This is a genomic window from Clostridium sardiniense (genome assembly GCF_016907995.1).
In the GTDB taxonomy this organism is placed as follows: Bacteria; Bacillota; Clostridia; order Clostridiales; family Clostridiaceae; genus Clostridium; species Clostridium sardiniense.
In genome coordinates, this window is sequence record NZ_JAFBDA010000040.1 from 1 (window position 1) to 18837 (window position 18837).

Annotated in this window: 17 protein-coding genes and 1 riboswitch; of the genes, 8 read left to right on the forward strand and 9 right to left on the reverse strand. The window is 26.9% G+C overall.

Translation table 11 applies throughout. From position 1 onward, the window contains the following. Positions 1-1055, reverse strand: a 1055-nt coding sequence (locus JOC62_RS18545) for a thioester domain-containing protein (protein ID WP_204596758.1), incomplete at its 3' end; no start/stop codon positions are given. A gap of 891 nt (positions 1056-1946) precedes the next feature. Continuing rightward, complete coding sequence (locus JOC62_RS18550) at positions 1947-2921, reverse strand: beta-channel forming cytolysin (RefSeq protein ID WP_204596759.1); 975 nt, start codon at positions 2919-2921, stop codon at positions 1947-1949. 263 nt (positions 2922-3184) lie between these two features. Between JOC62_RS18550 and JOC62_RS18555 the strand changes: the two genes are divergently transcribed. From JOC62_RS18555 to JOC62_RS18565, 3 genes are all read left to right on the forward strand, one after another. Beyond that, the gene (locus tag JOC62_RS18555; RefSeq protein ID WP_204596760.1) at positions 3185-4633 is read left to right on the forward strand and encodes an AcpB/EbpR/MafR family transcriptional regulator; all 1449 of its coding nucleotides are present in this window, start codon (positions 3185-3187) and stop codon (positions 4631-4633) included. 616 nt (positions 4634-5249) lie between these two features. Then, a complete protein-coding gene (locus JOC62_RS18560; RefSeq protein WP_204596761.1) occupies positions 5250-5993 on the forward strand; it encodes a DUF6973 domain-containing protein in 744 nt (247 codons plus the stop codon). 6 nt (positions 5994-5999) lie between these two features. Next, on the forward strand, positions 6000-6461 hold the full coding sequence (locus JOC62_RS18565) for a hypothetical protein (protein ID WP_204596762.1): 462 nt from the start codon (positions 6000-6002) through the stop codon (positions 6459-6461). A gap of 174 nt (positions 6462-6635) precedes the next feature. Here JOC62_RS18565 and JOC62_RS18570 read toward each other — a convergent pair whose 3' ends face one another. The 3 genes from JOC62_RS18570 to JOC62_RS18580 form a co-directional block, all read right to left on the reverse strand. Then, positions 6636-6731: an IS3 family transposase gene (locus JOC62_RS18570; protein WP_204596763.1), complete on the reverse strand. Its 96-nt coding sequence runs from the start codon at positions 6729-6731 to the stop codon at positions 6636-6638. Further along, the gene (locus tag JOC62_RS18575; protein ID WP_204596764.1) at positions 6728-7066 is read right to left on the reverse strand and encodes a DDE-type integrase/transposase/recombinase; all 339 of its coding nucleotides are present in this window, start codon (positions 7064-7066) and stop codon (positions 6728-6730) included. The genes JOC62_RS18570 and JOC62_RS18575 overlap by 4 nt, the downstream gene beginning before the upstream one ends. Positions 7067-7441: 375 nt before the next feature. Beyond that, positions 7442-8791, reverse strand: coding sequence for an MATE family efflux transporter (locus JOC62_RS18580; RefSeq protein ID WP_204596765.1), 1350 nt, complete (start codon positions 8789-8791; stop codon positions 7442-7444). Between the two features lie 514 nt (positions 8792-9305). Here JOC62_RS18580 and JOC62_RS18585 point away from each other — a divergent pair. After that, a complete protein-coding gene (locus tag JOC62_RS18585; RefSeq protein ID WP_204596771.1) occupies positions 9306-10031 on the forward strand; it encodes a tRNA 2-thiocytidine biosynthesis TtcA family protein in 726 nt (241 codons plus the stop codon). 14 nt (positions 10032-10045) lie between these two features. Next, the gene (locus JOC62_RS18590) at positions 10046-10897 is read left to right on the forward strand and encodes an EamA family transporter (RefSeq protein WP_204596772.1); all 852 of its coding nucleotides are present in this window, start codon (positions 10046-10048) and stop codon (positions 10895-10897) included. Positions 10898-10943: 46 nt separating this feature from the next. Here the strand turns inward: JOC62_RS18590 and JOC62_RS18595 are convergent, their stop codons facing one another. Beyond that, positions 10944-12452, reverse strand: coding sequence for a YfcC family protein (locus JOC62_RS18595; protein WP_204596766.1), 1509 nt, complete (start codon positions 12450-12452; stop codon positions 10944-10946). Positions 12453-12614: 162 nt separating this feature from the next. Here JOC62_RS18595 and msrA point away from each other — a divergent pair, with 162 nt between their 5' ends. From msrA to JOC62_RS19260, 3 genes are all read left to right on the forward strand, one after another. Further along, the gene (gene msrA / locus JOC62_RS18600) at positions 12615-13088 is read left to right on the forward strand and encodes a peptide-methionine (S)-S-oxide reductase MsrA (RefSeq protein ID WP_204596767.1); all 474 of its coding nucleotides are present in this window, start codon (positions 12615-12617) and stop codon (positions 13086-13088) included. Between the two features lie 187 nt (positions 13089-13275). Next, on the forward strand, positions 13276-13524 hold the full coding sequence (locus tag JOC62_RS19255) for a PHP domain-containing protein (protein WP_243425110.1): 249 nt from the start codon (positions 13276-13278) through the stop codon (positions 13522-13524). Positions 13525-13533: 9 nt separating this feature from the next. Beyond that, positions 13534-13731 carry a hypothetical protein gene (locus JOC62_RS19260; RefSeq protein WP_243425111.1) on the forward strand — a complete coding sequence of 66 codons (198 nt, stop codon included), beginning with the start codon at positions 13534-13536 and terminating at the stop codon, positions 13729-13731. 756 nt (positions 13732-14487) lie between these two features. On the opposite strand, the gene JOC62_RS18610 is transcribed toward JOC62_RS19260, so the two are convergent. From JOC62_RS18610 to JOC62_RS18620, 3 genes are all read right to left on the reverse strand, one after another. Further along, positions 14488-15885 carry an NAD(P)/FAD-dependent oxidoreductase gene (locus JOC62_RS18610; protein WP_204596768.1) on the reverse strand — a complete coding sequence of 466 codons (1398 nt, stop codon included), beginning with the start codon at positions 15883-15885 and terminating at the stop codon, positions 14488-14490. A 28-nt stretch (positions 15886-15913) separates the two neighbouring features. Further along, positions 15914-16015: riboswitch (purine riboswitch) on the reverse strand. 269 nt (positions 16016-16284) lie between these two features. Further along, positions 16285-16806, reverse strand: a complete 522-nt coding sequence (locus tag JOC62_RS18615) for a mannose/fructose/sorbose PTS transporter subunit IIB (protein ID WP_204596769.1) — start codon at positions 16804-16806, stop codon at positions 16285-16287. Positions 16807-17020: 214 nt separating this feature from the next. Next, on the reverse strand, positions 17021-18837 hold a 1817-nt coding region (locus JOC62_RS18620; RefSeq protein WP_204596770.1), incomplete at its 5' end, for a PRD domain-containing protein.

Below are 18837 nucleotides of genomic sequence, written 5' to 3' on the forward strand. Positions count from 1 at the left end.
GTTCCTCCTGTTCCCGGTGTCTCTGGTTCCCCTGCTTCTCCACTATCACCCGGTAAATCTGGCGTTGTTCCTTCCTCACCTGGTAAATCTGGTGTTGTTCCCCCTATGCTTGGTGGTATACTTGGTTTTTCAAAATTTCCATTTGCCTTTATTTCTAGTGAAACCTCATTTATTTTATCCGTTAAATCACCTCTAACTAAATTTTGAAATGGTTTATTAGGCTTAAATGGTATTCCGCCAGAATGATACTTATAGAAATATAATTTTACTTCTTGATATTTATATTTTATTCTTAATTTTAAATCTTCATTTGGCTCATGATTAGATACAATATAAAATTCTTCTCCAACTTTAATATCTTTGTCCAATATCTCATTAGTCTTAAAATCTCTTATCTCCATGTATTCAGGTAAGTTATCAAATATAAAACTTCCCGTTCCTCCCAATGTTGATAATTTAGATGTACTCCACAATTCCTTATTTTTTTCAAATTCAAATCTACCAATTAAATCTAGTTTTCCCTGTTCAAATTTATCTATCTTAGAATGCTTCAATAGCTCATTATAATACAAATCGTCATTATCATTTCCATTAATATATTGATCTTTTCCATCATTTATGTCCCATATTAACTTTTGAGTAATATACCTAGCTATAAATTCTGTTAATTTATATTTCTTAGATAATCCATATGTATCTATTGGATATCCAGCGATTAATACAGCTGCTATCCTTTCCTTCTTCTCTTTGCCATACTGCTCCGTATATGGATCATTTGAATCTAAATAGCTTTCAATTCTTGTATAATATGTTTTTTCTATTTGATCCCCTTCCTTTATTCCCGGTATGTTATAATCTCGATTATAACAATAAACAATATTTTCCTCACCATTTTCTCCATCAATAATCCTCAAATTATTTGATGATGCAATACTATATGCTTGATATAACTTTTTCTCATTATCTTCTTCACTTGAAAAAGCCTGAATTGAGCAACTTAATACCAATGTCATCATAATACTAAGCATCTTGTAGATTCTTGTTTTTTTTATCAAAATGAAACCTCCTAAATTAACATTTACATTTTACACCATATTTATTTTGCATTTACTAATTAAGTCTAATGAATTCACTGGATATCTATATGATAAAACGTCAGCAATTCTTTCTTTTCATTATCATATAAATCCATTAATATATAATTATCATTCATATAACTTTCTTCTCTAATGCAATACGTTTTATTTTCAAATTCGATATTAGAAATATACCGTCGATTGTAATCATGATTACAGAAATATACTATTTTTTCACCATCATAATCTACAAAAAATGTTGATCCCTCTGATGCGATTTATTGCAAGCCCGATATTCTTTTTGATTATCAAATATATTTATTAGAGAAAAACTAAAATAATAAAATTTAATTTATTAAAAATTTTTTCATTATTCCTCCACTCTCTAAGCTATCTCATATTATTTACTAAAAGATATAAATTATTATCTAATACTCCCTATCGACAGGATTACCATAATATCACATAAATAATAAAATTTCAAAATAATTTATTGCTTTTATAGTAGTATGTAGTACTCTTTAAAATTTAAAAATCTTAATTTTTATTTCTATTTTAAACATACTTTTATTTTTCAAATAAATAGGATTAATATTTTCTTTTTTTACTTTTTATGTATATTTTTATATAAATAATTAATAATTTCTCAAATTTCCCATCAAATTTTTCAAACTTTTCTTTATTAACAAAAAAATAAATTTTTATTAATTTTATGATAATAAAAATCTCCTCTTGTTACGAAGATTAGTTACGAACCTATCTTCCATTTCAACAAAAGGAGATTTTTTACTACATCTATAAAGCTCATTTGAGCCACTCCCATAGCAAGTGATTTTCATTAGCCTTTTTGATAATCTTATCTTGATTACCTTAGTTAACTTTCCTTACTGTATGATTTTCCCAATCTAATTCAAAAGTAACTGTTTCTGACTTAAAACCATAATCCCAATTCTTACCTTGCCATTCTGTATCCCACAATATCCTATATAAATTCATTTGACGACCAAGTGAAACTTCTATTCTTGATTTTTTTGTTCCATTAGGTGCAGTCAATACAAGTCCAAAATTTGGAGAAAAACCTCCTGTTATTAAAGATGATAATTGATAATCTGGAAGAAAATTATCAGTACTTGTACCAGAATATCTTGTTCTCATAAACATTTGATTCCCATAAACCGGATTCCATGAATGTATATTATACCCATCACGTGTTTCAGCAAATTCAGTCTTCCATGAAGCTATATTATTTGTATCTTTAAGTTGCACTGTATTATAATCAGGCTGAACATAGCTTATAGATTTTGAAACAGCATAGTTAGCATTTAATGATGCTGACGCATTGCTTGATGATTCTTTGGAAATATCTATTCCTCCTCCTATAGAATATGAAATAGAATTAGTTACTTCTTTATTGAAAATAGTATTTTTAGGAACGCTGTCTACTATTTTTACTGATTCATCTAATGATTGATTTTTTACGTCTACTGTATATTTAAATGGCCATTCCATAAACCCCTCTCTCTTAAACAGACTCCTTTTCTCTCTTTTTGATGGCATAAATCCTTTAAGTGAAAGAATAGTAGTCATCTCAGATGAAAATTTATCATCAATAAAGCTCGCATCTATTGTAACTCTTGAATCATCCTTAGTTGTAGCTGAATCTGTTGATGAATATTTCCTTATTTGTTTATTATTTTGAGTTATGATAGTAACCTTTCCATTTTCTTCTCTTGTAATTTCTGAAGTACTTCCTAAGTCACTTGCTGAAACTATTTTTGTTCCGAAAAAGATAGTTGATACTAAAGTTGATATTAAAATCGCAGTAATTATTTTCCTAGACCTCATAAATAATCCTCTCCTTCCTATTGTTTACTTTATACATAAATATTAATTTATATTTCGAATTAATTAATATCATTTTTTTTAATAAAACAAAAAAAATCGAGATGCATATTACAAATTATGCATCTTAAAATACTATTTTTTCATTATCTGTTGTAAAAATACAAAAAAAATTGTAGAATTTATTTCTAATTATGTTAATATATTTTTTATTTGTTGCTATTTAATACTAATAAATATTAATTATTTTATAGAAAGGATTCAATATGTTTAAAGAAGAATTACTAGAAATATCAGAAAGACTTCAACTTAATATATTAAAAAAACTCTATTTGAATAATGGGAGAATAGCTAAATACGAATTATATAATACCCTTAATATTTCTCCTCCTACATTAAAATCACATCTTGAAAAGATTGATCTTTTACTAAAAAGTCATTATGATAATAAAGTTCAGGTAATCTACATGAAAAATGACATTATCTTAAAATATGAAAATTATATTAATCTAGAACATTTGATGTCAATATGTATAAAAAACTCATTAAAATATAGCCTTCTAAAATATCTATTTGAAAATAATCATAAACCATTAAGCAGCATAAAGATTTGCAATGAACTAAATATTAGCCTATCTACTTTAAATAGAAAAGTTTTTGAATGCAACTGTATGCTAAAGGAATTTGATATATGTATAAAAAAATATAGACTTGAAGGATCAAAAGCGCAGATTTCTTATTTTTTCTATTCACTTTTTGTAAATATTGGAACAACATCATCTAATCCCAATTTTATATTTAATAAATTACTTAACTTTTTTCATAAAAAATTTAATATTTCTTTTAATATAAAACAAAAATACTCATTATATATATGGACTACTATTATTAGTGAACGGACATTCTTTTTTAGAAGAGATTGTTTTCATGATAGATTTCATAAAAATAATTTAAAGAGTAATAGTTTTTTTTTAGAACTTAAAACATTTTTTGAAGAAAATCATTTTAATAAAGACATAGGAGAATGTCTATCTTATACAACTATTTGTTTTATATTAAGTTTCAATATGCTTCCCATTGATTTTGTTATTAATAATATTAAATTTAAAAATAATATAGCTTATAAAAACTATGAACTAATACTTAGTGAAATTGACAGATTATTTATTTATTCACCTGATAATTTTAATGCTACATTAAAGTGTAATTTATTAAATATATGCTATAAACAATATTTCTTCAAAGGAATTTTCTATTCAAATGATTATATAACAACACAACATTATCTAAATGAATTTTCAAGCTATTCTCGAATAAAGTTCGTTGAAAAATTATTATTAAAAATACACACTTTAACAAATAATTACTATATAGATAATGAATATTTTAAATTCTGTACAATCCTTACTCTGAATTATATAAATGGTCATACTAAGTGCCCAATAACTATAGGTGTATTATCTCAAACAGAAAATTTAACTTTAACTTCTACAATTAATGATTTAAATAACGTCCTAAGAAAAAAATTTGATGTCATAGTAGAAACATATGATGAAAATAAAAAAAATTATGATTTAGTAATAACTAATTTCAATCTAAAATTTAAATTTTTATCAAATAATTATGATAATATATATTCCTTCACAAATTTAGGCATAAAATATGATTTAGAAAATATAATAAAACTACTAAATAAAATAGAAGAAAAAAATTAAAGAATAAATTTTAATGCCATTTAGATAAAAATTTTTTCTAAAATCAATAAAATAAGGAACTTCATAGTAATGTATCTTATAACTAAATATATATGTAATCTATATCTTACAACTCATGATTTAGTAGTGTATGAAATAAATATGTTTTTCTATCCTTTTTCAAGATACACTTATTTTTATTTTAAAGAAATAATTTTAGGTGATTAAAATATAAAGACACCTTTATTTATATATTATCCATGTAAATTAAGTGTATTTGGGTTTTTATTAGCATTTTCTATACCTATTGGTGAATTGGAAATAATATATGCGTTAATAGTTAACAATTGTAAATATTATTTAGAGAAAAAAGAAGAAAAAGTGATTAGTATAGAAAAAATAATAAATAATTTAATATAAAAAAGTGTGTAGTAGCTTCATTCAGAACTAGTACACACTTTTTTTATCTCCACCTTGATTTCATTTCAAGAAAAAATACAAAATTATATATTTGTGCTTTTGAAATTATTTTATCCAACTATATCATATTACCATAAATTTCATTATTTTATAAGACTTGTATTTGTATTTTATTTCCTTTAAGCTTAAATAAAAACAAAGCAAGGGGGAATTTATTATGAATAATAAGAAAATATCTAGTTTTATATCGAGTGGAATACTAGCAATGTCTATAATAAATCAACCTATTTTAGCAAAAGCTAATGAAATTACTAATGATTATAAGCCTACTATAGAAAAAAGTAATCAATCTAAAGAATATTATCAAAATATTATTGAGAATAGAGGCAAAATATTAACAACTACAGATTTTGATAAAATAAATAATATACTAATTCAAAAAGAAAAAAACAATGTAAAATTAAGTGATACAGAAATATTAAAATTAATAGTAAAGGCAATTAAAGAAAAAGAAACTAAACCTCAAGCTAGAAAATATAATATTTTTAATCAAAAAGTAACTAGACTCGAATTATCATTAACAGGTGCATATCCTCGTGAAGCTTTATTAGTTTTTTCAAATTCTAAAAAAGCAAATAAGGCAGCACAAAGCAGATATGTAAGCAAGCCTTCTTCAGTTTTATATAAAGGAAACGGAGATGCTTTTAGACATGCTTATTGGAACGTTTTAAATCGTAGATCTGTGGGCGAATCTTTTGCTAAACTTTTTTCAGATGCTCATGAATCAGAAGAACCAAATGGTATCGATAAAACAATGGATTTAAGAAATAATAAGATAGGAATAGATTTAGGTAAATATACAAACAATCCAGAAACTGTTGTTAAATACGTTAATAACGGATGGCTATGGAGAATTGTAAATAATAAACTTACAGTTACTGATTCTAGTGGAAGGAAGTAAAATTACATGATTAAAAAAAATGTATTAGCCAGATTTATAATATTAATAACAATTATATTGTTTTCAATTTTAATATATTTTGCATTCTTCTATAAAAACTATATAAATATAGAAATTAAAAACAATACAAATTCAACAATAAGTAATTTAAAAATAACTTCTAAATCATTTAAAAGTGACATAAATATTCCATCAATAAAATCAAATGAAAAATATAAAGTTAAAATAGATCCAGACAAAGAATTTACAGAAGGGGCAGCAAGCATTCAACTAGAGCATATTAACATACAAAATCAGAAAGAATTTTTTAGTGTAATAGGATATACAGAAGGATCTGCTGAAAATGTAAAAATAATACTCAAAAACTATGAAAACGGAAAATTACTTATCAATGTAAACGGAGAAGAAATGTATGGTGTAAGTGAGAAAGAAATGTACGGAGAAGAAATAAACACAAAACAAAATTAAACGCAAATTAAAATAGATATAAAAATGAAAGAAATTATAAATATGAAAAAGCACTAGCTGTTATTTATAATCTGGACTCTCTGTCAAGGACACTTGAAAAAAAGAGTTAAAAGTTTATACAGCTAAAAGCTGACTTCGATATTGTATCGAAGTCAGCTTTTTTAATCCGTATTGTCAGCGCTCTTCATTATAATATTTCATATATTTTCTAATAACTTTTTTTAGTTCATCTAATGTTTCACAATTCTTATACTCTACCTCATCTTTCATATGCAAAAAAATGATTCTTGTAGTACATTATCCCAACAGTTTCCACGACGAGACATTGATTGATTAAGTTTATACTTCTTAAGCAAATTTTGGAATTTCGGGCTAGTATAATGGCTTCCTTGATCTGAATGAATAAATGCATCTTCTGGAAGTTTAAAGTTCAATTTTTTAAATAATATCTTTACTGTATCTAAAACTATATTAATATGGAGACTATTAGAAATGTTATATGGCAAGTATGTTATATCTTTAAGTAGTATTTTTCCTGGTATTTCTTGTTTAAATTTTCTATTTAATAAGTTTGTAACAGTTCTATGCTCCTTTGTTGCTTTCACTAAGCGCTTATAAGGATTTGCTCGTCTGAATGGAAAGATAATATTATATTTTCTTCTTATTCTTTGAATTTTTTTGCGATTAAATATTATATTGAATTTCTGTTCAAGAAGCATTTTAATCGTTCTAGAGCCTTTCTTAAAGCCCTTATAATTAAAGGCTTTAAGAATTATATTTCTAGATTTTAAATCAGATTTTTCTTTAATTTAATAACTTCTAGTTCCTAGAAAATTTTTTTACTCACTACTAATCACCTCTAAATTTTATTGTACGTAAAAAGAACGTATATAGATAACCTCTTTTTTATAAGTATCTACTATATAGGTTCCAGTTTATAATAACTAACCCTTTTTTAAGTTTCTATTATTGATTTACTACTATACTAAAGCTTTAACCCATTTACCTGATTTTAATCTTGCAAATTCAAATATAATCTTAACTATTTCTTCTAAACAAATTAAGAAGTATACGACTGTTACAGGAACATTTAATATAGTCGCACCTATAAATGCTATAGGAACTGCAAAACACCATATAGTTCCCGCTTGTACTAACATTGAATAGGTAGTATCTCCACCACCTCTAAATACTCCAACTATCATTACAACATTAAAGAACCTTATAGGACAAAATAGTGCCATTATATGAAGTACCCTCATAGTGTCACTATAAGTTTGCGCTGTTACATTAAATGGTGCAATTATTACTTTAGCTAAAGCCCATATTGCTATTCCTATAACTAGTCCTATTATAGGTGATACTAATCCTATTTTCTTAGAATAATCTACAGCAACATCTTCTTCATCTGCACCAATTTTATTTCCAACCATAATTGATGCCGCTGTTGCAAGTCCTATACAAAGAACCATAAACATATTATTTAGTGTAGTAGCTATCTGCATAGTTGCGACTGCACTTGTCCCAATTTGTGCATAAGCAATTGAAAATGCAGTCATTCCAAAAGACCAAATAAGCTCATTCAAAATCGTTGGTGTTGCTGTATTAAAGTATCTTCTAACAAAACTTCTATCAAAATTAATCATTTCTTTTAAACTTGCTGCTACTCTATTTTTCTTTATATAAATAGCAGATATTATAAATACCATCTCTATTCCACGAGCTATCATAGTTGCAAGTGCCGCTCCGTTTACTCCCATCTTTGGCATTCCTAAATTTCCAAAAATAAATACCCAGTTTAAAAACGCATTACTTAAAACCCCAATTAAACTTGCATACATAGGTATTCTTGGCTGTTCTGTGCTTCTTAAAGCTGAGGAGAATGCCATAGTTAGGTTAGTAAATATATAACTCATTGATACTATTCTAAGATATAATGCACCAAGCTCTATTACCCTTGGATCATTTGATAAAATCCCCATTATTTTATCTGCAAAAAATAATGCTCCAATCCCAAATATTATTGTTGCTACAAAGCCAACAGATATATTAAGACCTAGCATACTCTTTATATTTTTCTCATCTCTCTTGCCCCAATATTGAGCCATAAATACACTAGCACCCGCGTTTATTCCCGTTAATGCTAACATAAAAATAAAGAAATATTGATTAGCTAGTCCAACTGCTGCAATTGCGTCTTCCCCAAGCTTTCCAATCATTAAGTTATCAACTAAATTTAATGAAGAGGTAATAAAACTCTGCAAAGTTATTGGTAGTGCTAGTGTTATCATAGTTTTAATAAACTTTTTATCTTTAAGTATTTCTTTCATATTTCCTCCCTTTCTAGACAAAAAAGAGCACACGGGTAGTCTAGCCGCCCATCTGCTCAAATCTAACTAAAATATTATATTAACTATGCCATTAATTATTTTCTAATAATTAATAAATTATGTCAATAGTAAATAATTAATTAATATTTTATTGATTGTTTATGACTAATTGTAAATTTATTTACCTAGTTACTTTTTATATAAAATATGTATTTTTATAGAATTAAGGTTAAAGAAAGTTTATATCAATTACTTAATTGATATATAAAAAATCATTTTGTATTATTTTACATATTTTATATTATTTTCATAATATTATTTTACTTAAAATTTATGAAAAATATGATATTTCTATGATTTTTATACAACTTTCTTAGCTATCTTATACATTTTTTTATTTCCAAATCTAATTTATTCTATCTCCCTCTCTTCCACTTAACTTTTTTTAATTATTGCTGTACAATATATTAGTTGATTTTAATCATTTTTTACAAAAGGTGGTGATTTTATGGTAATGCAAAAGCTTTTAAGCAAGACTAGACAAGCTATAAATGATTTTCAGTTAATTGAAGATGGAGATAAGATAGCTGTTGGTTTATCTGGAGGTAAAGATAGCCTAACATTATTACACATATTAAAAGCTTATCAACGTTTTTCTCCACAAAAATTTGATCTTATTGCTATAACTTTAAATCCTGGAGATGTTGATAATAGCCCATTACATAAACTTTGTGAGAATTTATCTGTTGAATTTCATGAAATTCAAACAAATATAACTGAAATTGTATTTGATATTAGAAAAGAAAAAAATCCTTGCTCTTTATGTGCTAATTTAAGACGTGGTGCATTAAATGATAACGCTAAAAAACTTGGCTGTAACAAGGTTGCTCTTGGTCATCATAAAGATGATGCTATAGAAACTTTAATGCTTTCAATTAGTTATGAAGGAAGAATTAATTGCTTTTCACCAAAAAGTACAATGGAAAAATATGATGTAACACTGATAAGGCCAATGGTATACATAGATGAATCTATGATAAGAAAGGCTGTACAACTTTATAATTATCCAGTTATAAAGAACCCTTGTCCTGCTGATGGAAAAACAAAGAGACAAGATATAAAAGAACTTATACGTAATATGGATAAACAGATCCCAGGTTTTAAAAAGAGTCTATTTGGCTGTTTAAATAATTCAGAGCAGTTATTTATATGGGATAAAGACAAAGTTAGGAGGATGTAAACTTGTCTAATTTAATTAACAATAAGGGAAAAGCTATATTCTTTATGATATTAGCCTCTTTCTTTTTTACAACTATGAATATGTTTGGTAAGCTCGCTTCTGGCGTTACCCCTTACCAGAAAACTTTTCTAACAAATGCTGTTGCAACAGTAATTGTTTGTATAATTATTTTTAAGAGAAAGGCATCATTTTTAGGTCATAAGGGTAATAGAAAATATCTATTTTTAAGAGGAATAATGGGTACTGTATCTATATGCGCATTTTATTTTTCTTTAGATTATTTATTATTGTCTGATGCAACTATGTTAAATAAATTAAGTCCTTTCTTTGCAATTATTTTTTCATTCCTTTATTTAAAAGAAAAGATTACAGGAAAACAATTAATATTTTTACTTTTAGCTTTTGGTGGTAGTTTATTTGTAATAAAACCACATTTTGACTCTTCAATAATCCCATCACTTATGGGAATAGTAGCTGCTGCCTGTGCAGGTCTTGCATATACTATGATTAGGGTTATTGGTGATAAAGAGGACTTCTTTACTGTTATACTATCCTTTACAGGAATTGCAACAATAGTTTGTGCTCCCTTTATGTTTATTGATACAGCTGGTCTTACAACATCTAATATCATATATATGATACTTGCTGGTCTTTGTTTTGTTCTTGGACAAGTATTCTTAACTCTTGCCTATAGAAATGCTCCAGCATCTGAAATATCAATGTTTGATTATGTAGGTCTAATAATAGCTGCAATATATGGATTTATATTATTTAGTGAAATCCCAGATATCTTATCAATAATAGGATACATAGTAATTATATTAGCCTCATTCTTAAACATAATTGTTAAAAATAAAAAAGCTTAAAAATAAAACTCATCATCTACTTAGATGATGAGTTTTTATATTTCTCTTAAAAATGTACTTGAACTAATAATAGTGCTCCTGCAAATACCGTTATAATAATCATTAACGGCATTATAAATCTAAGCCATTTATTATAAGTTACATCTATCATAGCTAATGTGGCCAGTATAAGCCCCGTTGGTGCTATAAATGATATTAATCCTTGACCAAATTGATATGAGCTTACTATTACGTCTCTTGGAAGTCCTACAGTATCTGCAAGTGGTGCCATAATAGGAATAGCTAAAACAGCAAGACCTGAAGATGATGGAATGAAGAATCCTAATATAACAAATATTACAAGCATTAATATTATAAATATTGATCCATTCATGCCCTTAACTGATCCTGAGAAGAAATTAAGCAGTGTATCTGAAATTTCTCCATTTTCAAGAATTAAGTTTATGGATCTTGCAACACCAATTACAAGTGCAACTCCAACCAAGTCACCAGCACCAGCTATAAAGTTATTTACAAATTCTTTTTCATTTAAATCTGATATAAATCCAAGTATTATACCAACAACAAGGAATAGTGCAGTCATCTCTGTGAACCACCATCCTCGCATTGAAACACCATATATCATTACAACAAAGGCTAATGCGAATATAATAAGCATTAATTTTAATCTAAATGTAAACTTAGGTACATCCTTTGCTGATTCATGTAGGAATTTACCTTCAATTTCTTGCTTTTGATCGTATATAAGTGATTTACTTGGATCGTTCTTTACTTTATTAGCATACTTAACTATATAAACAAGAGTTATTACAGTAGCTATTACCAATCCAACTCCTCTAAATACTAATCCTTCTGTAAAGTTAATACCTGCTGAATTGGATGCTATAACTGATGAAAATGGATTTACTGTTGAGAACATAGTTCCTATAGATGAACCCATGTATATAGTAGCTATACATACTATAGCATCATATCCTGCCGCCAAGAATATTGGCATCAATATAGGATACAGAGCTATAGTTTCTTCTGCAAGACCAAAAGTTGTTCCTCCAAGTGCTATTAAAATATTCAATAATATAATTAGTAAATATTCTTTACCTTTAGTAGCTTTTGAAAGACTTGCAATACCTGCATTAAATGCTCCTGTTGTATTTAAAACACCTATTACCCCACCTATTATTAAAATAAACATTATTATATCTATTGTGTCATATGTACCTTGTATTGGGGCTTCTATTATTTCAGCTATACCTTGAGGCTTCTGCTCAACCTTTTCATATGTATCTGGAATAGCTATAGGCTTATTTATACTCTCGTCAACAAACTTATCTAAGCCAATCTTTATTCCAAGCTTATTTAGAGTATCTTGAGTCGCTGGCTCAGTACTTGTTTCTCCATGAGGTGTAGTTATTGTAAAGTTCTTATCATCTTTATTATAACTTAGCTTTGCATATGCACCAGCTGGAACTATATAAGTTAATACAGCTGATAATATTAAAACAATAAACAAAACTGTAAAGGCTGTTGGAAAGCTTAATTTTTTCTTTTTTTTCATCAATACTCCTCCTTAGTTTTTATAAAAATTAATATATATATATAATTGTTACAATTATAGCAAGATATATTAAATAAACCATGAACATGAAAAAGAATTTACTTGAATTTTTATTCATTAAGATTATAATAATAAAAAAGAATTGAAGGGAGTGATATAATTATGAAAAATATAGTTTTAGCCGGTGGATGTTTCTGGGGAGTAGAAGAATTCTTATCTAGAATTAAAGGTGTTACTGAAACAGAAGTAGGTTATGCAAATGGTAGAACAGAAAATCCAACTTATGATGATGTATGCTATAAAAATACTTATTTTGCTGAAGTATGTAAAGTTACATATGATGAAAGTATATTATCCTTAAAAGAGTTATTAAATGAGTTTTTTAAAATAATAGATCCAACAGCTCTTAATAGGCAAGGAAACGATGTAGGAAGCCAATATAGAACAGGTATATATTATTTGGATTCCTCTGTTATACCTACAATTGAATCTGCAATAAATGAAGAACAACAAAAATATAGCAAAAAAATTATCACAGAGGTTAAACCATTACAAAACTACTATAAAGCTGAAGAGTATCACCAAAAATATCTAAAGAAAAATCCTAATGGATACTGTCATATAAAATTAGATTAACCTAATTTTATATATAATAATTTAATTTTTATATATTGTGCAAATACCTAATATAGATAATAAGTATTATCTGTATTAGGTATTTGTTTTATAACTTTTTTTATTTATTTTATACTGTAAATCTATGGTATACTTGTATAAGTTAATTTAAATATAAATTTTTTATACATTCTAAAGGAGTCTTTTTATGTACTACGATTACCATATGCATTGTGACTTTTCTGCTGATTCTAAAACATCGATGATAGATATGGTAGAAAAATCAGTAGACCTTGGCCTTAAAGAAATTTGTTTTACTGATCATGTTGATTGTGACATAATTGGTAATCCAAATGTAAAGATAGATTATACCAAGCATTTTAATGCTTTAGAGTACTATGCAAATAAATATAAAGATAGAATCTCTATAAAAAAAGGAATAGAAATGGGATTTTAAGATCATATTTTGGATAAATGTTCTAGGGATATTAAACCCCATAAATTTGATTTTGTAATAGCATCAATTCATTCAATAGATAAGCTTGAGCTATTTACTGGAGATTTCCATAAGGGAAAATCTCAAAAAGAGGCCTACTATGAAAAGTATTATAAAAGATTGCTAAGTATAATTACTAACTATAAAGATGAAACCGGAATTTATTAAAATATAATACTTACTTTTTATATAACTATAGAAATTATTTTCTATAGTTATATTTTTTTATCGAATTTTATGGTAAATTTTTACTTAACTTATAAATCTTTTATGTTACATATGTTGCTAAACTATTATTCTCATTCAAAAATTACTATTATATATTTTTATCTAAACTCGCCTTATATCTACGTTCATCTAGCATATTCAGTCTTAAATATATAACTTTTTCTTCAAACAAATTCAAAATATGTAACAAAGCTTTTACTTACCTACTATCTATCGCTGTAATTCTTAATAAACATTCAATTTTATTGAAACTTTATCACTTAAAATGTATTTTTATTATTAATATTAAGTTTTTTCATAGCTTTATTTGAATATATTTAGGTTTATACATTTTGCACCTCTAAGTATATAGTATTATCATTAAATCATGGTTACAGAACAAAAGAATATATAAATTTTGTGCCCCCTTTATTAAATATAAATTTATATAGATTTAATCCCTAAAATTACATGCTTAATAAAAAAAGCTGCTTTAAAATTACTTAATAAAGTAAATTTAAAACAGTTTTTTTTATTTATTCATTACCTGTTTGATTTCAAATGGAATATCTATTTCTATATCAAAATCTTTGATTACTGAATTTTTATTAAGCTTTTCTAACTTAAATTATATATTTTTTTATATACGAAAAGGACCTAGAAATCCCCCAATTTCTAGATCCTTTATAATGTATAATTTGTGTACTGTTGTAGCTTTTAAGCTAACTTTTCTCCCATCATTACTCCCATAGCTGAAGCCATCATAAGACCTCTAGTCCATCCACTAGAATCTCCTAGACAGTATAACCCATTAACGTTTGTTTCAAAATTCTCGTCTATTATAACTTTATTACTATAGAACTTAATTTCTGGTCCATATAAAAGTGTTTCTTCACTTGCAAAACCAGGAACTACTACATTTAATGACTCTATAAAGTTTATTATATTAGTCATTGTTCTATATGGTATAGCTGATGTTAGATCCCCTGCAACTGCATCTGGTAATGTATACTTAACATTTGATCTATCAAGCTCTTTTTGCCATGTTCTCTTACCTGCTAATATATCTCCATATCTTTGAACTAGTATGCTACCATTACCAAGCATATTTACAAGTTCTGCAACCTTTTTACCATACTCTATTGGCTGGTTAAAAGGTTCTTCAAAATTGTGCGAGCTAAGTATAGCAAGATTTGTATTATTTGACTTCTTATCTTTGTATGAGTGACCATTTACTATAGCCATATTATTATCATAATTCTCTTGTGATACAAAACCTCCAGGGTTTTGGCAGAATGTTCTTACCTTATCCTTAAATGGAGCTGGATATCCTATAAGTTTTGATTCATATAAAACGTTGTTTACACTCTCCATAACTTCGTTTCTAAGCTCAACACGTACCCCAATGTCAACAGTTCCAGCTTTATGTGCTATATTATGATCTATACACATATCCTTAAGCCAGTCAGCACCTTTTCTTCCTGTTGCAACAACAACTGTATCTGAGAAGATATCTTCATCTTTAGTTCTAGTTACTGAATCCGTTACCTTAACCCCTTTAATTTTTCCATTTTCTATTATTAAGTCCTTTACTGAAGTATTAAACTTAATTTCTATTCCCTTTTCTAATAAGTGCTCTTGAATCTTCAAATAAATTTCTTGTGCCTTTTCTGTTCCTAAATGTCTTATAGGACAATCTACAAGTTTTAAATTTCCTTCAATAGCTTTTCTTCTAATTTCTTTTACTGCTTCAGGATTATCTAATCCTTCTACCCTATTATCTGCCCCAAATTCAAGATATATCTTATCTGTGTAATCTATGTATTTCTGAACTAAATTGCCCCCTATAAGCTCTGGTAAATCTCCTCCAACTTCATAGTTAAGTGATAGTTTTCCATCTGAGAATGCTCCTGCCCCTGAGAATCCTGTAGTTATATGACAATATGGTTTACATGAAACACATTTATTTGTCTTTTCCTTTGGACAACTTCTCTTATCTATGCTTCTTCCTGCTTCTATTAATAATACTTTCTTATTTGGCTCTCTTTTATTTAATTCTAGAGCAGTGAATATTCCCGCTGGCCCTGCTCCCACTATTATTACTTCATAATTCATAAATAAACATCTCCCTTATCATAAACGAAATAATATTAAGTGATCCTATAGCCAAGAGCTTTTTACGGAAGCTCGGTAGAAACATCTCCCCTTATTAGAGATTTATACAGGCCTTAATGTTCGATTTTTCTGTTTTAATTAACCCTTATATGGAAATTGTAATCTAGATTAAATAAAAAATCAAGCTTTTTACGAATTTTATTTTAATTATATTTACTATTATACGTATATATTAATCGTATTTTTTATATTCTTATAAAAGAACTCTCTATAAAGTTTAGTATTCCTTTATAGAGAGTTCTTTCACCTTTTGAAAACTAATCAAGGAAAACATCTATCATAATACCTGTTATAATATATACTAATATAAGTCATATTACTTTACATGCAACAAGACGCCTATGAGTTTGGAAGAGTAACCTTTTTCAAAGTTTTAATATATAATTTTTCTAATAATGGAATGATGTCTTGTTTTGAATCTGAAGCTATTTTTCTTATTTCTAATTCAATTCCTTTATCATGTAATTTCTTAAATGCTTCTATATCCTGTTCATCTACTGATACTGCATTTGTAATTTGTTTTTTACCATATTTAAATGACATTCCTCCAATATTAACACTCCTAATATCAACACCTTGATCTACCATTCTTAAAATATCCATTGGATTTGTGAAAAGAAATAATACCTTATCATCTAAATATTTAAGATCATTGTACACTCTTACTGCTTTATCAACGTCAACAACGTGCGCCTTTATCCCTGGAGGCACTACTTGTGTTAATAAAGTCTTTCTTATTTCATCATTTGCAACTTCATCATTACAAACTATTATTCTATTACAACCTGTTTGCTTACTCCAAATTGTAGCTACTTGTCCATGTATTAATCTATCATCTATTCTTGCTAAAACTATTTTCATTATAAATCATCCTCCTCAGTATACTTCTTATGTCTATATTTTTAATAGCAAAACTCATGCCAAAGTTTATCATAAAACAAAAAAAATTGTACAAACTAACTATAGCCTTATAATTTAGCTATAAAAAATTTGTACAAATTTCTTATTGATACGCTTTTTTATATTTCTGATACAGTTCTAATACTATATTAATATACTTCTTATATTTTTGATACTATAATAATACCATCTCTGTAATGTAATATATTTCATCTTCACTTATTTCTAAATTTAATGATTCTTTGAATATTAAACAAGCATTTCTAATTTTATTTACTATATTATAATCAAATTTGCCTCTATCATCCATATATACTAATTCATCTTTAAGAAGTACTCTCTCTAATGCACAAGCTGTATGAAGGGCTATTCTAAGCTTCATTGAGTTAATAAAATCCCTCTCCAATTCACTTTCTAACATTTCTATAAACTCTAAAAGAAGATTAATAATTTTATCTGGATTTAAATAAGTAATAGTTTCTTTTAAACTGTCGTAACATAAATTATTTAATACAATATCCTCATGAGCACTATCTTCTATACTAATACTTTCACCTTTAAATATATTTTCTATTATTTTTTCTCCTGTTCCTGATATTAAACTTTCAAGTGATATAAATGGAATATTCATTTTAGGATCGATGACTCCAACTATAGCTAAGACTTTATTATTCTTAGATATATTATTTATTTTATTTTCATGATCCTTTATACCTATTGGGATAACCTCAATCTTTTCCTCAGATATATTATGAACAACATCCTCAACTAATCCCTTTAATTTAATTGCCGCACCTTTACCACTAGAACATATTGTTACAATTACACCATTTGATTTATCATCGTTACCTGTCTCTTTAGTATTGACACTGTATCCCTTAAATGCCCTTAAATATTGATACAATCCCTCTAAATCAACATCATTTAATGAAGACTTTCTTGCAGCTTCTAATACAGTAGGAGTAGATACCATATCTAATGTTCTTATCTTTATTCCCGTATTTTCATAAATTATATTTCCAAAACTATTAAGAGATCCCATATCAACAAGTAGCATTACACCTTTTCCTCTATCAATCTCTTTAACCTTTTGAGTAACTAATTCCAGTGTATCCTTCGGACTTATTTCAAGTGGCATATCAACCGCAAGTATATTGTCACTATCAAATAATTTTATAGCCACATTAACCATACTACTTGCAGTGCTACTTCCATGAGCTGCAACTACTACACCAATTTTTGCATTAATATCAGTTTCTTCTATTGATGTTAATAGTAACGTTATATACGTAACCTCTCCAGTTGGAATTGTAGCCTTAAAATATTGTGATGCTCTTTGGCATATCTCTTTTGATAATTCATATTCTTTTGGATAATCTGCTATAAGCTCTTCCATCTGTTCATAATCCGGCTCTATATTTTTATTTAATCTATTAAAAAATGCACTCATATGTAGACTCATAGCATAAATAAATCTTTCATTATATTTTCTTCCAAGCCTCTCCTCAGCTAAATCTTTAATTTGCTCAACAAAAGCTATTATATTTTCATCAACTATTTTTAATAGACCCTGTCTTGAATATTTATCATTTTTTAATTTATCATAGAAGCATTTTATATGAACTGTTATATCAGTTGTAATAAATTTATTTATTGCATCTTCATCCATACCCTCTTCTCTAAGTACAGAGGCCTTATCCTCTATTATCTTATATAAATTAAATGGTGGCTCATAATTACTATTCTCTTCAAGTTTTATTATACTTTTTTCTGGGTTTATTATAAGATCTGATGGTATTATATTTAGTATTTCTTCTTTTTCTTTTATTTTAGAGCTTATTCCAATAAGTCCACTTTGTATATTGTTTGGCATCATTTTTAAATTAATATCAATATATCCATCCTCATTTATACTGTTTAGGAATCCCTTAGCACATAAAAGTTGTATATTAGATTTTAATTGCCCTATATTACCAAAAGTTGTACTCCCTA